Genomic DNA, 14,503 nt, shown 5'->3' with positions numbered 1-14,503 from the left:
CGCCCTCGCTCGTCACGTCAACTGCGGGTGACGATGATCGGTGTGCTGGGTTTCGGTCATTCGTCGGCGGGTGCACGGTCCTGCCGGTGGATGTGGAGGGTGTTTCCGCCTGCGTGTTTGGCGGCGTACATCGCGGCATCTGCTCGGCTTTGGATCTGCTCGAACGTGGCCGCGAGTCTGGATGCATCATCGTGTGCGACACCGATACTGACTGTGGTTCCTGCACTATCCGGTAGCGCCGCGAACCAGCGCTGCAATGCGGTAGCGTCCGCGATGGCCTCCGCTGGATCGTGGGTGTGGGTGACGATCACGAATTCTTCTCCCCCGGTGCGGGCGGTGATCGCCGGCGGCGGAAAGTGATGGTAGATGGCGTTCGCGGTGTGTTGCAGGACCAGATCACCGTGGGCGTGGCCGTGCCGGTCATTGACGGCTTTGAAGTCGTCGAGATCGATCGCCATCACCACCGCCACCGCAGCAGGACCGTCCTGCAGGCCAGAGTTGGTTCTAGGTTCGGCGATCGCGGCAGCGAGACCACGACGGTTCCGCAGACCAGTGAGCGGGTCGTAGAACGCTGCTGCTGCGTCGCGGCGCAGCAACAGCAGTAGTACATGGGTCAACATCGGGGCGGAGAACAGCACCAACGTCAGCAGCAGCAGGTACGCGCAGGCGAGGACGATGTCGGCGCCTGGTTCGGTGATGGCGCGCACGAACAGGATTGCCGTAATCGTTGCCGCCCAGAGTTGGTGTGCGACGATCATTTTCGGGCTGTGCACCGCTGCGATGTAACCTCCGATCACCGCGAACGCTGCCGCGCACGGCAGCGCCACGAACGGATCGGCGAGTATCAGTAGAGCTGCAGCGGCAGAGAGCTCGAGGTAGGTCACGAACAGCCGTGAGGTGGTTTCGCTGGGCCACGGCCCGCGGATCCACCATCCCCCGATCACGGCTGCGGTGGTAGCGAGAGCGAACGCGAGGACCTGCGGCGTTCCATCTGGAGCACCGGCGGGGGTGAAGGCCGCCAGCACACACAGCACCGCGTAGAGCCAACACCAGGTCCCCAATGCGAGCCGGACATGCCGCAGCAGTGGATTGGAGCGGTAATAGTCCGCGGTCCAGGCGTAGTCGGCGGGGTGGGTCCACCATCGATGAAGCAGCTGCATTGTTCGGGTAGGGGCCTTCTGTGCGGTGGAGGTGTCACCGCGGCCCGATAGTGAACTACCGGGCCGACCCCACGTCCAGCGGTGACAAGAGCTGATTGTGCCAGAAAACAGTCGGGTCGGTATCGCAAACCAGTGCTCGTTCGCGCAGGTCACAGACCCGACCGACGTCGTTCACGGAATCAATACCTGCAACCCTCACCTCGGCCATATCGGTGCTCCTGCTCTAAGCGCGAAACCGCTATCGCGTGAGAGTCTCGAGGTGGCGGTAGAGAGTCGCCCGCCCGATGCCGAGTACTTTCGCGATTTCTGTTTTCGGTGTTCCGTCGTCGAGCATTCTGCGGATGTGGCGAGCTTTGTCGGGGTCGATCTTGGCGGGTTGTCCGCCGATGCGGCCGCGAGCTCGTGCGGCGGCGAGGCCGGCCATCGTGCGTTCTTTGACGAGGTCTCGTTCGAATTCGGCGAGTGAGCCAAAGATGTTGTAGGTCAAGCGTCCGCCGATGGTGGAGGTGTCGATTCCTTCGGTGATGCTGCGTAGTGATGCGCCTTTGGTTTCGATGAGGTTGACGGTCTCGATGAGGTGGGTCAGCGATCGGCCGAGTCGATCGAGCCGCCACACGGCGACGACGTCGCCGGCGCGCACACTGTCGAGAAGAAGTTGAAGCTGCGGCCGGTCCCGGTCGGCTCCGGATGCGGTCTCTTCCCAGACCCGAAAACATCCGGCGGCCGCCAGTGCGTCTCTCTGCAGATCCAGCGACTGATCGGTGGTCGAAACTCTCATGTATCCCAAAACGGCGCTCACGAGGATGACTGTCTCAGAAACGGCCGACATGGCACAGGCGACGCGTCAGGGCGTGAGACAGGTTTCTGAGACACATCACGTTTGGATCACAAACGCTCGTTGTCAGTTTCAGAAGACGACTGCACTGTTTCAGAAGTGGACTGCACTTTTCGCCCATCGCGGTCGCAAGTGTGTCTCGGTTTAGCTTGTCGGTTTCATAAGACGACCTCACAATGTCGGAAGCGAACAGGACCACTCCCCTTCGAGATCGTTAGCGCGGTCACGGTCGATCGGTCACTCTTCGACCAACGCCCTAATCTTCGAAAGAATCTGCGCAGCATCACCTTTGACCGACTCTCTCAACAATCGATCATTCTCGTCGCCGGGAAGATGTGCGGACTCGATTGCCTTGCCCACCGGAGCTGTCGCATCGTAGACCCGCACCAGCGCGTACTGGTTGGTCGGGAGAGCTTCGGGATCGAACGGCACATGACCGAGACCATACGACCGCAACGCCTCCGAAATCATGCCGTTGATGCGACGAGTCAAACGGCCGGCCTCGAAGTCGTACTGGTTTGACGGGATTCGGACGGCATGGTTTGCTTTCTGTGTTCACAGTTGATGCCGTAGCACTCCTGCCCGTTCGGGGGTGTAGGCACCTGATTCCGACAGGGCGACCACGAGGGTTGCCATGTCTGCTTTTTTTCGATCCCGTCGCCCGTCGATGGCGCTGTGGATCATCTTCTTCGTCAACGGTGCTGTCCTTGCGAGCTGGGCGCCGCGTATCCCGCAGGTCAAATCCGAACTGTCGTTGACCGACGGTCAGATGGGGTGGGCACTGCTCGGGGTCGCGGCAGGCTCGGTACCAGCGCTGATCGGCACAGCACGTCTGCTGCGATCTGTGCCGTCACGGTTGGTGTGCACGGTCTCGGCCATTGTGTTCGCTGGCGCGCTGCCGTTGATCGCACTTGCTCCGAACGGGTGGTTTCTGGGGCTGTCACTGGCGGTGCTGGGGGCCGCCAGCGGGTGCTTGGACGTGGCGATGAACACCGCCGCGATCGAATATCAGGATCGCGGCGGGTTTCGTATCCTTTCCCGCCTGCATGGCGGTTACAGCTTGGGAGTTCTTGCCGGTGCCGCCTCGGGCGCCGCGACGGCAAAGTTCGATGTCACCACTGCCGCGCACTTCGTGGGCGTCAGTATCACCTTGCTGGTTCTCGTGGGGACTGCATCGACGTTCCTTCCTCGACAGGGCCCCAGGCCGGATGCTCAGGTGCATTCGATTCGCTCTCGACTCGACAACGGGGGCCCCAGGGGCTCGTGGGTCGAGAGGGTCACACGCCTGCTGGCGATTCCGGCGGTGATCGGCATGATGGCGATTGCGGCGTTGTTGGTCGAGGGCATGGTCACCGATTGGTCTGCGCTGCTGGTGTCACGGGATTTCGGCGGCGGCAGCGTCGTCGGTGCCACTGCGGTGGTGGTGTTCAGTAGCGCGATGTTCCTCTCCCGGTCTGTCGGGGATCTGATCATCGACCGTCTCGGTCCAGCGGCGACCATGATGTGTGCTGCAGCCGTCGTTGCGGTGGCCACTGTTGTCGGTGTGCTTGTCCAGCACGGCCCGTGGGGTGTCGTGCTGATGATGGGCGTGATCGGTATCGCGTTGGGTCCGTTGTTCCCGTTGCTGATCACCGAGGCCGGCCGTCGCAGCAGCGCCGGTGTGGCCGCTGCGACTGCGCGGGTCAGCGCTGTCGGGTACGGCGCATATCTCGGTGGTCCCCCGCTGGTGGGGTTTTTGGCCGATCACACCGGCCTGGTGTCTGCGTTCGTCCTCGTTGCCTGTACGTGCTCGATCGTTCTGGGATTGTTGTCGACTTCTCTGCGGCGCAGTCCATCTCGTCTCCTTCCTTCTACTGAGTTCGCCGAGAGGTAAACCATGCCCCACGTGACCGAAGTCGACGTCCAATCGTACGAGCCGGATGCTCTGAAAACGGAAGTGACACCACAGCGGTGGAACTCGTTGTTCGACACCGCGCGCAGCTCCCCGCCCGCCGCGACGCTGTGGCATATCAATTCCACCGCTGCAGGCGGAGGTGTCGCCGAGATGCTGCACCCATGATCGGATTGGCCAGGGCGGTAGGGATCGCGGCTCGATGGCTGGTGATCGACGGGCCGCCTGAGTTCTTCGAGATCACCAAACGCATCGACAACGGCGTCTCGGGTATCGCCGGAGACGGCGGTCCGCTCGGAGAGCCCGAAGCCGTGCTGTACGAACAGGTATCGCGTGTGCTGACCGAACAGATCGCACATTTCGTCGTTCCGGGTGATCGTGTCGTCCTGCACGATCCACAGACCGCGGGCCTGTGCACCGCGCTACGCGAACTCGGCGCGATCGTGACATGGCGAGCGCACAACGGGGCCGATCGCCCCAACGAGCATTCCGTGCGGCCCTGGAACTTTCTCCACCGCTACATCAGCCGCGCCGACGGGTTGATTGCGACGACAGACGATTTCCGGCCCCCGACCCTGTCCACTCTGCCGTATATGAGCATCGCACCGTTCATCGACCCCACCTCCGCAAAGAACCGGGTCCTGACCGAGTCGGAGGTGCACGCTCGTCTGGAGCGGTGGGGAATCATCGACGGTCCGGCCCGGCCGGCACGGATCCCACCCGGTTACGAGCTCTACCGCGAAGGACCGCCTCCCACCAGCCGCACTCCGATGATTGCGCAGATCTCACGGTGGGACCGGGTCAAGGACATGGCCGGTGTCCTCGATTCTTTCGAGCACACTATCGCCCCGTTCACCGACGCGCATCTGACTCTCGCTGGTCCGGAGGTCACCGGTGTGGCCGACGACCCCGAGGCCGCGGACTACCTCGCTTATTGCGTATCGCGGTGGCGGGCCTTGCCGCGACAGGTCCGGCGCCGGGTCCAGTTGGTGTGCCTGCCGATGTCCGATGTCACCGACAACGCGCTGACCATCAATGCACTGCAACGGCATGCCGTTGTCGTCATGCAGAAAAGCCGATCGGAAGGGTTCGGACTCACGGTCGCCGAAGCGATGTGGAAACGCACCCCCGTGGTCGCTACCGCTGTCGGGGGGATACGTTTGCAGATCCCCAGCGCGGAGCAGGGAACCACTGTTGCTCTCGATGGCCCCAAGCGATCTGTTCGGCAGTGCTGTGCGCGAGCTACTCGATCAACCCCAGCGGCGTCGCCGAATCGGCGAGCACGGCCGCGAGCACATTCGCACCCATTTTCTGCCGGACACCCAGCTGACAGCCGAACTCGCTTTCTTCCAACAACTCTCACTGGAGGTCACAGCATGACCCTGCGCATCATGGCCATAGGAGCACACCCCGACGACATCGAGATCCTCGCCGCCGGCACCCTCGCTCGATACCGTGAACGCGGCCACGCTATCGCGGTCTGCATCCTCACCGACGGCCGCCTCAGCGCACCCTCGGGTGACCCCGACGACGTCGCTGCCACCCGCAGGGAAGAAGCCCAGGCCGCAGCACACCTGCTCGGCGCCGAACTGTACTGGATCGGTCGCCCCGACGGGATGCTCTACGACGACCCCGACACCAGAGCAGCTGTCGTCGATGCCGTACGCGCATTCTCCCCGAACATCGTCTTCGCGCACGACCCCAACGACTACCACCCCGACCACCGCGCGGCCAGCACCATCGCCATGAGTGCACGCCAACTCGCCACTGCCCCACTGTTCAACACCGGAACCCACCCCCTGAAAGCCGCACCGTCGGTGTTCTACATGGACCCTCTCGGCCTCGTCGGCGACTCACCGGAACTGTGGGTCGACATCCCCACCACCGTCGACATCAAACGGCAGATGTTGTGGTGCCACAAGAGCCAGAACCGAATGGCTGCAGAACACCGACGGCATCGACTACGTGACCTTCGTCGACAGACAAGGACAGATCCGCGGGTTGCAATGCGGGGTCTCCTACGCCGAAGGATTCCGAGCCGCACGCACCTACCCGGTCGAAGCAGGATGTAACGGACTGCCCGCCCTCTGACAACCCCAGTCCGGCATTCTCCTTCAGGCAGCAAAGGAAGAACCCCATCATGTGCGGTATAGCAGGTTTCGTCGGTTCCACACACGCAACGACAGTGCTTCTCGATGCGCTTCATGTTCTCGAATACCGCGGATACGACTCCGCTGGCATCGCGGTGAACTCCGGTGGAGAAATCGTGGTCAGCAAATCGGTCGGCCCGGTCCAAGCCCTCGACGATGCGCTCACCCCACGCCCGCCGGCCAACGCAGGAATCAGCCACACCCGCTGGGCCACCCACGGACCACCCAACCACGCCAACGCCCACCCCCACGTCAGCGAAACCGGGTCGGTTGCCATCGTCCACAACGGTGTCATCGGCAACGCCGCCGCCCTGCGGGCGCAACTACGCGCTCAAGGGGTGGCCTTGAGCTCCGACACCGACAGCGAAGTCATCGCCCACCTCGTACAACAGCACATCGATGAGCATCACTCGACGATCACGGAGGCGCTCAAAGCCACCACCGCGCTCATTCACGGCAACTACGCAGTCCTGGCCATCTCACGTACCGAGCCGGACAGTCTCGCCGCCACCGCCCACGGCAGCCCTCTGCTGATCGGCATCTTCGGCGACGGCTCTGCTCGCGTAGCCTCCGACCTTGCGGCACTGTCCGATCACTGCATCATGTATCGCCCGATCCGCAACGGCGAAGTCATCGATCTGGCCCACCTCAGAGCTGGCGCCCCGGACGCCGACGGTAGCTGGACGATGTACGAACCAGCCGCGGCGCGCTCGGAACGCGGCGGCTATCCCGACTACATGCTCAAAGAAATCCATGACCAAGTCGCCGCGGCCGGACGCTTGATCGCCACCTTCTACGACAGCACCGAACAGGCCCGGGGGTGGCACACATTCCTCACACGACACGCGCCCCGCCGCGTGAAATTTCTTGGCTGCGGATCGGCATTGCACGCCGGCGAACTCGCCGCGCACTTCGTCGAAAGCCTCGCTCGTGTGCCCGCCACCGCGGAGTCCGCAACTAACTTCCTCGACCGAGACGCTGTCATCGAAAGCGACTGCCCCACGTCGTATTCAGTCAATCCGGTGAAACGATCGACACCTTGACCGCCGCCCGCGCACTCCACGACCGCAGTACCGGTGCTGTCCGTGGTCAATGTCCGCGGCAGCAGCCTCGACCGCGAAAGCCCCGCCGTACTGCACCTCGAAGCCGGGCGAGAAGTATCGGTCGCCTCGACCAAAGTCGTCACCAACATGCAGCTAGCCGGACTCGCCATCGCCGCTGCGGTACGAGACAGTCACCGACATTCTCACCGCGACAACGACTCCGGTGAAGCACTGCGCGGGCTTCGTCCCTACCTCGAAGAACTCCCTCACTACATTGCCAAGACGCTCGCCGCGAACTCGGTGATCCGCGACGCGGCAACCCTGCTTTCGACTTTCCAGAGCATCTATTACCTAGGACGAGAAGGGTCTCTTCCTATCGTCCGCGAAGGTGCTCTCAAACTGAAGGAAATTTCCTACCTCCACGCCGAGGCCTACCACGCCGCTGAACTCAAACACGGACCGCTGGCACTGGTCTCGGCCAACCACGCAACGGTGGTCGTCCTCACCGACGACGAACCCGGAACACGCAGTGAAGTCGCCATCTCTCAGACCTCTGCACGCGGCGGCACCGTCATCGTCTTCGACCATCGCGCCCAGCGACGCCCACACCCCGACGCCGCGCACGTGATCACCCTGCCCTCACTCCATCCTCTGCTCGATCACATCCTGAGCAGCATCGCGCTGCAAGTGCCGTCTACGACGTGGCAGTTCACCTGCGCCGCAATCTGGACCGGCCACGTAATCTCGCGAAAAGCGTGACCGTCGAATGAACACACGAATCGCCTCCCCGCATCGAGAGACGACGCGCTTGACCGTTTCCACCGGCAACTACCGTACCGACGCCGCGGCTGTGATCTTCGATCTCGACGGGGTACTCGTGGATTCGCACCCCCAGATCGACCGTGCCTTGCAGCAGTGGGCACACAGCCGCGATGTGGACCTGCGCACGTGGAGGCAAGAAGCCCACGCCCTCACCGACCCCGAATTCATTGCCTTGGTCGCGCCCCACTTGGACATGAAGACCGAGACCGACGCTCTACGCTCGATCGAATATTCTCTCGCCGGTACGACGCGTGCACACCGAGGCGCCCAGCAAACCTACGGAAAGATCCCTCACGATCTACGGTGCATCGTCACGTCTGGATCGCGGAGCACAGTGCTCCGTAGAATCAACTCGGCGAAACTTCCGTCTCCGCGTATTCTTGTTGCGGCAGAGGACGTTCGATATGGAAAGCCGCACCCGGAGCCGTATCTGCTCGCGCTCGAACATCTGAGGGCTTCCGCTACCGAAGTCGTCGTCGTGGAGGACTCGCCTGCGGGTGCCCGGGCGGCGCGGGCAGCGGGGCTTGCCGTCATCGGCATAGCAGAGACGGAGTCGATACGACAAAATCTGCTCGAAGAGGCGGTGGTGGACTGCATTCCCGATCTCTCTTTCCTCACAGTCACACCCCGATCTTCACAGTCACACCCCGACTGTGAAGGTGCTCTTCCCCGCGATTGAGTAAAGCGTCCACTCTCTCGCTTCGCCCCGGGCACCGTTGCAGAAGGAAACGAACCGGCGCTGCTTTGTCTACGAAATTCGCTAGAGACGACGATTGGACGCCGTCCGGGTGCGATCAGCGAGCTTCCGCAGCCAAGCGCACTAACGTGTCTTAAACGACCGTTTTAGACACGCCGAGCGAATGACGCATGGTCGTCGCGGAACTCGCGTATCAAAACTCATGTCCAAAACCTCGATCAATAGATGCGTCTATATGTCGAGTTCTGACACACTCGACTCTTGTGGGCGAACTTTTGGGCTATGCGAGGGTGTCGACGACCGATCAGAGCGCCGACGCACAGAGAGAAGCGTTGAGCGCTGCCGGGTGTTCGAGGGTGTGGACCGAGACCGCGTCGGGCGCGACGACGTCGCGGCCGCAACTATCGGATCTGTTCTCTCATTTGCGCCGCGGCGACACATTGGTGGTTTGGCGACTGGACCGGCTCGGGCGTTCACTCCCCCACCTACTCCAAACGGTGGAACAGCTCGACGCTGACGGCGTCGGGTTTCGGTCGCTGACCGAAGCGATCGACACAACCACTTCCGGCGGCAAGTTGTTTTACTCGATTTTCGGCGCGTTGGCGGAGTTCGAACGTAACCTGATTCGTGAGCGCACAAATATGGGCTTAGCTGTCGCGCGGGCGCAGGGTCGGCTGGGTGGTCGCCCGCCGGCTATGTCGAGCACGCAGATAAAGCAGGCGAAGCGGATGCACGCCGGCGGGATGTCGCTGACCGACATTCGGGAGGTGTTGGGGGTGTCGCGGTCTACGCTGTATCGGCATTTGAAGTAGTCGCGACTCGGCCCGGCAGGGGCGCAGGGAACCAATTTTCGCCCTGGCGCGACTCTTAACCCTTGAGCTGGACCCGCTTCCTGGGCATCGAGCTTGCTCTCGCCGTCAAGATGCAGAAGCGAAAGTACTTTGAACAGTCGTTGTCACGGAGATGGTGCAGGAAAATTCTCGTCGGTCACCGCGCATACTGCCTGGGTGACTAGGACTCGACGCGAAAGGGGTCCCTATAGACGGTGGCCGCGAAATGCATGGCGGTCAACTTCCGCTCCATCCGGAGAGCACTACGTCGGCGGATGGTGCAGCGGGATTCCGTGGTCGACGAATAGTTGCACCGTCTCGTCCAGCTTCTGCGCCGTGCGGCATCCCCAGCGCAGGAAGTCGTACAACGACCTGGCGGATGCGGGATCGACGCGGGCTGCCGCGATCGCTTCCTCGGCCGCAGCATGCACCTCGGCCCATGCATTGCGCTCAGGTACGGGATAGGACGAGCGTGTCGGAGCCGTTCCAGGATCGACCGGCTCGTACAGACGCGGGCGCAGCAGAGATGCGTCGACGCCGCCTCCGTCGATTTCACCGTTCTCGATCATCGTGATGGCGGCAGCAGCAGCGCCGAGCACTTTCGCCTGCTCGTCCCCGCGCAGGTCTTCGAACGGCACCCGGGCGGCCCTCGGTGGCCGCGAGTAACCGGCGGCCTTCCAGATCGCAACCAGTCGAGTAGCCCACCGGCTGGCGCGGCACAAAGGCGTAGACACTTCGTCGACGACAGCGCGGAGAAGCCGAAACCAGACTGCGGCATGCACCCGGCCTGTTCGAAGTTCCACCCATCCCGTTCTGAGAGCCGCGGTGGTACGTCGATCGAGCTCGGTGACCGCCGCGGACACCGGGACGGGTGGCACTCGCTCCTCCGAACCGAAGCGGACCTGATCCCAGAAGACTGCGTGACCGGGGAGGACAAAACAGGGCTCGAGTCGACAATGGTGGTGGAGGCAGCTGCTCAACACTGAGGTTTGCTGCAGCAAACACACCGTGATGTCGGCAGTGGTTTCGAGGCTGTCGATACATGTCGGGCATGCCCGGCTCCCCATAGCGCTCACCCAGGGCAGCCATGCGTCGTCTGTGGGTGTCCGGCGTCGTTGATCCTCGATAGCAAGATCAGCTGGTAGCAGGATCGAGAACTGGTGGACGTAGGTGTCGAAGTCGCAGCCGGCCGGGTCGGTGCTGTCGAGCAGCCACGGCGTCCACCCCGCCAACGTCATCGGCCGCAACCTCTCCACAGGGACCGCGCCCCGTTCGGCTAGCGCGGTCAAAATCGGCTCGGGTGTGTAGCGATCGAGTTCGTGCGCTGCGATGTCGAAGCCGGTGAGTAGGTGGGCGGGGTTGGTCAGCGAGTACACCTCGCACGTGCGGCTCAGCCACGACGTCAAAGACTCGTTGGGCAGTGGTGCCGGATGGAGCGGCCACGGGCGAATACGGTCGTCTCCGGGTTCCGTCTCGGGCCGTGCTGTCACGCCAGGTGACGTTCGAACTGGCGACGTCGCTCGGTGGGTCCTACGTACAAAGTGCGCGTGAGGATCGAGGCGTTGATTGCTTCCTCCCCGGTGTCGACGGCGGTGACAGCTGCGGCGGTGAGCAGTGTTGCCAGTTCACCGATGGTGCCCTCGCAGCGGGTGAGGAGGTAGTCGATCATATCCGGCGATGTCAGGTGCGAGGGTCTGCGGAGGGGGAAGCTCGCGGTAAAGCTGGCCAGCAGTGATCTGGTGTCGGTGGTGTTGGTCCAGACCGGCAGGGTCATCGGGTGGAATCGGTTCTCCAGTTGGGGATCGGTGCGGATGGCGAGGTAGGCTTCGCGGGTGCCGACGCCGACGAGCGGGATGCGGAGTTCGTTGCCGAGGAAGCGCAGCACGTTGAGGAATTCGCGGCGGACGTTGTCGCGGCCTGCGAGAACATTATGCAGCTCGTCGATGATCAGCATTTGGACGCCAGTGGCGCGGAGCAGCATCAATGCTTGTTGTTCGAGTTCGTGGACCCGATTGCGTGGGCGGGTCGGTGTTCCCAACGCGGTGTGCAGGGCAAGGTAGAACCGGCCGGGTGACGGGTCCGGGGGCATCTGCATGCACAGCACCGGGATACGCTCTCGGTCGGCCAAGCTGATCGACGGATGCGTTCGCCGGAACTTTTCGATGATCATCGACTTACCGTTGTTCGTCGGACCGAGCAACAGCAGGTTCGGCATTCGTTGCCGGTCAGGCCACGACAACAACGTCTCCAGACGGTCCAGGACCGCGTGTGCCTGTGGGTACCCGATCCACCTCTCAGACCGAATCGCTCTGATCCGGTCCGGGCCGTCGAGGGCTGCGAGTGGCCGGACCGCTGCTCTGAGATGTTCCAGGTCCGCGTCGGGTAGCTTTGCTTGCTCGGCGTTGTTTTTCGGGCTGGGCGTCATGGGGCCTCACCATTCCTCGATGTCGCTGAACACCGGCACTACATGTGTGTCGTCCGATGGCCGACTATCGGGCGGCTGCATCGGTTCTGAGCCGGCCGCGGTGTCGATGAGGTGGTCACGTCGCGCACGGTTGCGTCGAGCTCTGCGGGTGGCTTTCTGCGAGCGGTCGGTGATCTCGCGCATCTGCTCGATCATCGAAAACAGTGCACTCTCATCGACGTTCGACCGTCCTTGTTCACGAAGACGTGTGACGGCTGCGCGGTGTTCCCACAGGGTCACCGCCGGGTGTGACATCGTCCGGTACGGCACCTCGACATACCCGCCGCCGTCGGGTTCGAGGACCCAGATTCTGCTCAGATCGCGTGGATCGCGCCGAATGACGAACCGTCCCAGCTGCTCTCGACGCGCGACCCACGGTTTGAGCGCGTTCGAGAAGTAGTGCACGTGATCGAGGACAAATCCGCTGCGGGTCAACCGCCGCCGGAGGACGGGAAGAAAGTCCACCAAGAAGGCAGTCTCGCCGTGCACTGTGCGAGGGGCGCGGCCATCGGCGGTGACTCCGCTGTTCCACATCGATGCCGGGGTGCGCCCGAGCCCCGAATGCACGGTTCCGTGATACGAGGAAACGGCCAACACCAGCCAGCGTTCGAGCTCGCGTAACGTCAACGCAGCGTGAGCTTCCGAGTCGTAGCTCGCGCGCTGCGCCGGGTAGGAGAAGGTGGTCCCGGGTAGTTCGTGCACTGCGGTCATCGCGGTTCCGATGATGCGTTCGACGATGCCGCCGTAATGGGGTCGACCAGGTGGACGGTACTTGAGCTTGATGGTGTGTTGGGCGCATCCGCGGCGTAAGGCTTCGCTTTTGAATTCGGCGGCGTTGTCGAGGTACAGCTGCTTCGGTTTGCCTGCCATCGGCCACTGCACCTGTTCGGCCAGTTCGCATGCTTCCAACCAGGTCTGTTTTCCACTGCATACGCGGCCCAGGCACAGCCCGACCGATAGCGCCGACGGTGGTTCCAGGGTGATCACGAAGCCGAGTACTGAACGGCTGAAGACATCGATGGTGATCGTGAGGTAGGGGCGGCCGATCGGGTGGCGTTCGTACTCGTCGACGATCATCACGTCGACGACGGTGTGGTCGATCTGAACCTGATCGAGAATCCCCGACACCTGAGGCGGAACGTCGCCGGCGGACTGACGCGGGCGGGCGGCATCGGGTCCGCCGCGTGAGCGAGCCACTGATGCCGGATGCAATGCGGCGATCCTGGCGTTGACGGTGTTCCGGGCTGGCACTGGCAGACCAGCGCGGTGGCAGGCCAGCACGATACGTCGATGCAGGGCAGCAACACTGAGCTTCTGGCGGTGGAGAAAGTAGCGGGAGATGTGATTACTGACGATCTCTTCGACGTCGTCGGACAACCGGCCGTGGCCTCGGCCACCCGGTGACACGCGTGTCAGTAGGTCGGTCACCGTGCCCGTCCCGTTACGGAGCCTGGTCAGCAACGAGTAGATCTGTCGCCGCGACAGCCCCAATCGCTGCCCTGCGTCGTCGACTGCCTCCAGACGCACCGGATGCGCCTCCAACAACGGTGCCAACACGGCGAATCGAGCCTCAGCCTGCGCCCACCGCTCCCCCGACGCCGTCAGCACACCCGTCTCGACGACATCGAACTCGTCCGGATCCAAAACAAGCCTCCCCGCCACCGAGAGCCGCGCACGACCGTGCACTGCACTTCTGACATCAGAATGTCAGAAGACGAGCGCACTCATCTACGGAACGCCTGCAATCAGTGCAGTCGACTTCTGAAACTGACAGCCACTGTCACTTTTGGCGAGTCGCTGCGGATTTGCAGTCCGTCGTTTCAATCAACGCCCATGCTTGACGCAGACCTCAGAAGAATCTGTCGCTTCAGGGGAGCCCCAGCGCGATACCAAGCGCCCTATTCAACTCGAGCACTGTTGCTGGCGACAGAGCACCCGCGGATTGTCCAGCCGCGATCTCGTCATCGAAGAGTTGAATGAGGTCATCGGCCAGGACGGAGCCCTCCAAAGGATCTGCCGGGCCGAGGCGCACTGCGGTAGGTATGCCGGTTTTCGGCGTGGTCGTCACGCGCGCCGCAAGAACAGTCGACAAGTTGCGATTGCGTTGATTGTTAGAAACAACCACCCATGGCTTGCGTCCGTGCCCGACGTCTGCCCAGTAGATCTGACCTCGTAGGGCAGCGCTCACTCGTAGATCCGATCGACCGTGTCCGCATACCGCTTGCGGCGGGCGCGCTGCTGATCGGTGCCGTCCGATTGATCTTTGGCAAGCTCAGCATACGCAGCGTCAAGGGCTTTTTCTCTGAGTGACTCGGCACCAGCACGCAAAAGCGCCCGCACAATCCCTGCTTCCGAGTTGCCGCGGACAGTGATGCGGTGCTGGGTCGTCCACTCGTGAAGGACCCGTGATTCGACCCGATCTGGATCGGAGAACACGGCAATCGCGGCCAGATCGTCGCCGTCCAGGCTGATCGGAAGGCGTTTGCTATGCATGTTCCATATTGTGCATCACTAGATGAAACAAAGCAAGGACCCCAGTCGCTGATGGGCCCGATCTTCGAGACCCGACCCATCTTCACAAGTCACCGATCAATCGGAGTCTGATCAGGCT

15 protein-coding genes are annotated in these 14,503 nt (G+C 62.8%); 7 read left to right on the top strand and 8 right to left on the bottom strand.

The window, feature by feature from the left end:
• Positions 1-56 precede the first annotated feature (56 nt).
• The 3 genes from CH292_RS26685 to CH292_RS26675 all read right to left on the bottom strand — a co-directional run bounded on the left by CH292_RS26685 (position 57) and on the right by CH292_RS26675 (position 2,487).
• Entirely contained in the window at positions 57-1,160 is a 1,104-nt protein-coding gene (locus tag CH292_RS26685) for a GGDEF domain-containing protein (RefSeq protein WP_094656187.1), read from the bottom strand.
• Between the two features lie 238 nt (positions 1,161-1,398).
• Positions 1,399-1,959, bottom strand: a complete 561-nt coding sequence (locus CH292_RS26680) for a recombinase family protein (RefSeq protein WP_179278108.1) — start codon at positions 1,957-1,959, stop codon at positions 1,399-1,401.
• A gap of 273 nt (positions 1,960-2,232) precedes the next feature.
• The gene (locus CH292_RS26675; protein WP_143545810.1) at positions 2,233-2,487 is read right to left on the bottom strand and encodes a hypothetical protein; all 255 of its coding nucleotides are present in this window, start codon (positions 2,485-2,487) and stop codon (positions 2,233-2,235) included.
• Positions 2,488-2,629: 142 nt separating this feature from the next.
• Between CH292_RS26675 and CH292_RS26670 the strand changes: the two genes are divergently transcribed.
• The 7 genes from CH292_RS26670 (at position 2,630) to CH292_RS26640 (ending at position 9,410) form a co-directional block, all read left to right on the top strand.
• Entirely contained in the window at positions 2,630-3,868 is a 1,239-nt protein-coding gene (locus tag CH292_RS26670) for an MFS transporter (RefSeq protein ID WP_094656184.1), read from the top strand.
• A gap of 12 nt (positions 3,869-3,880) precedes the next feature.
• Positions 3,881-4,054 carry a hypothetical protein gene (locus tag CH292_RS29090; RefSeq protein ID WP_179278107.1) on the top strand — a complete coding sequence of 58 codons (174 nt, stop codon included), beginning with the start codon at positions 3,881-3,883 and terminating at the stop codon, positions 4,052-4,054.
• Positions 4,051-5,958: a PIG-L family deacetylase gene (locus CH292_RS26660; protein ID WP_094656182.1), complete on the top strand. Its 1,908-nt coding sequence runs from the start codon at positions 4,051-4,053 to the stop codon at positions 5,956-5,958. The genes CH292_RS29090 and CH292_RS26660 overlap by 4 nt, the downstream gene beginning before the upstream one ends.
• Positions 5,959-6,026: 68 nt before the next feature.
• Complete coding sequence (locus CH292_RS26655; protein WP_094656181.1) at positions 6,027-7,079, top strand: hypothetical protein; 1,053 nt, start codon at positions 6,027-6,029, stop codon at positions 7,077-7,079.
• Positions 7,080-7,121: 42 nt separating this feature from the next.
• Positions 7,122-7,838 (top strand): SIS domain-containing protein, encoded by a 717-nt coding sequence (locus tag CH292_RS26650; RefSeq protein WP_143545809.1) that lies wholly within the window; start codon positions 7,122-7,124, stop codon positions 7,836-7,838.
• 7 nt (positions 7,839-7,845) lie between these two features.
• Positions 7,846-8,580, top strand: a complete 735-nt coding sequence (locus CH292_RS26645) for an HAD-IA family hydrolase (protein ID WP_094656179.1) — start codon at positions 7,846-7,848, stop codon at positions 8,578-8,580.
• Between the two features lie 281 nt (positions 8,581-8,861).
• Entirely contained in the window at positions 8,862-9,410 is a 549-nt protein-coding gene (locus CH292_RS26640) for a recombinase family protein (RefSeq protein ID WP_094656178.1), read from the top strand.
• Positions 9,411-9,691: 281 nt separating this feature from the next.
• Here CH292_RS26640 and CH292_RS26635 read toward each other — a convergent pair whose 3' ends face one another.
• The 5 genes from CH292_RS26635 to CH292_RS26615 all read right to left on the bottom strand — a co-directional run bounded on the left by CH292_RS26635 (position 9,692) and on the right by CH292_RS26615 (position 14,385).
• Positions 9,692-10,918 carry a TniQ family protein gene (locus tag CH292_RS26635; RefSeq protein WP_094656177.1) on the bottom strand — a complete coding sequence of 409 codons (1,227 nt, stop codon included), beginning with the start codon at positions 10,916-10,918 and terminating at the stop codon, positions 9,692-9,694.
• Positions 10,915-11,853: a TniB family NTP-binding protein gene (locus CH292_RS26630; RefSeq protein ID WP_094656176.1), complete on the bottom strand. Its 939-nt coding sequence runs from the start codon at positions 11,851-11,853 to the stop codon at positions 10,915-10,917. Before CH292_RS26630 ends, CH292_RS26635 begins: the two co-directional genes overlap by 4 nt.
• A gap of 6 nt (positions 11,854-11,859) precedes the next feature.
• Positions 11,860-13,536, bottom strand: coding sequence for a Mu transposase C-terminal domain-containing protein (locus tag CH292_RS26625; RefSeq protein ID WP_094656175.1), 1,677 nt, complete (start codon positions 13,534-13,536; stop codon positions 11,860-11,862).
• A 223-nt stretch (positions 13,537-13,759) separates the two neighbouring features.
• On the bottom strand, positions 13,760-14,080 hold the full coding sequence (locus CH292_RS26620; RefSeq protein ID WP_094656174.1) for a type II toxin-antitoxin system PemK/MazF family toxin: 321 nt from the start codon (positions 14,078-14,080) through the stop codon (positions 13,760-13,762).
• A complete protein-coding gene (locus CH292_RS26615) occupies positions 14,077-14,385 on the bottom strand; it encodes a hypothetical protein (RefSeq protein ID WP_094656173.1) in 309 nt (102 codons plus the stop codon). Before CH292_RS26615 ends, CH292_RS26620 begins: the two co-directional genes overlap by 4 nt.
• Positions 14,386-14,503 lie beyond the last annotated feature (118 nt).

The sequence above is a fragment of the Rhodococcus sp. 14-2470-1a genome, assembly GCF_002259425.1.
In the GTDB taxonomy this organism is placed as follows: domain Bacteria; phylum Actinomycetota; class Actinomycetes; order Mycobacteriales; family Mycobacteriaceae; genus Rhodococcoides; species Rhodococcoides fascians_E.
This window is presented reverse-complemented; position numbering and strand designations above follow the sequence as displayed.

What these genes read in the sequence shown, in the direction of transcription:
- CH292_RS26685 (WP_094656187.1), bottom strand. Translation starts at nt 1,160, where the DNA reads ATGCAGCTGCTTCATCGATGGTGGACCCACCCCGCCGACTACGCCTGG.
- CH292_RS26670 (WP_094656184.1), top strand. Translation starts at nt 2,630, where the DNA reads ATGTCTGCTTTTTTTCGATCCCGTCGCCCGTCGATGGCGCTGTGGATC.
- CH292_RS26660 (WP_094656182.1), top strand. Translation starts at nt 4,051, where the DNA reads ATGATCGGATTGGCCAGGGCGGTAGGGATCGCGGCTCGATGGCTGGTG.
- CH292_RS26655 (WP_094656181.1), top strand. Translation starts at nt 6,027, where the DNA reads ATGTGCGGTATAGCAGGTTTCGTCGGTTCCACACACGCAACGACAGTG.
- CH292_RS26645 (WP_094656179.1), top strand. Translation starts at nt 7,846, where the DNA reads ATGAACACACGAATCGCCTCCCCGCATCGAGAGACGACGCGCTTGACC.
- CH292_RS26630 (WP_094656176.1), bottom strand. Translation starts at nt 11,853, where the DNA reads ATGACGCCCAGCCCGAAAAACAACGCCGAGCAAGCAAAGCTACCCGAC.
- CH292_RS26615 (WP_094656173.1), bottom strand. Translation starts at nt 14,385, where the DNA reads ATGCATAGCAAACGCCTTCCGATCAGCCTGGACGGCGACGATCTGGCC.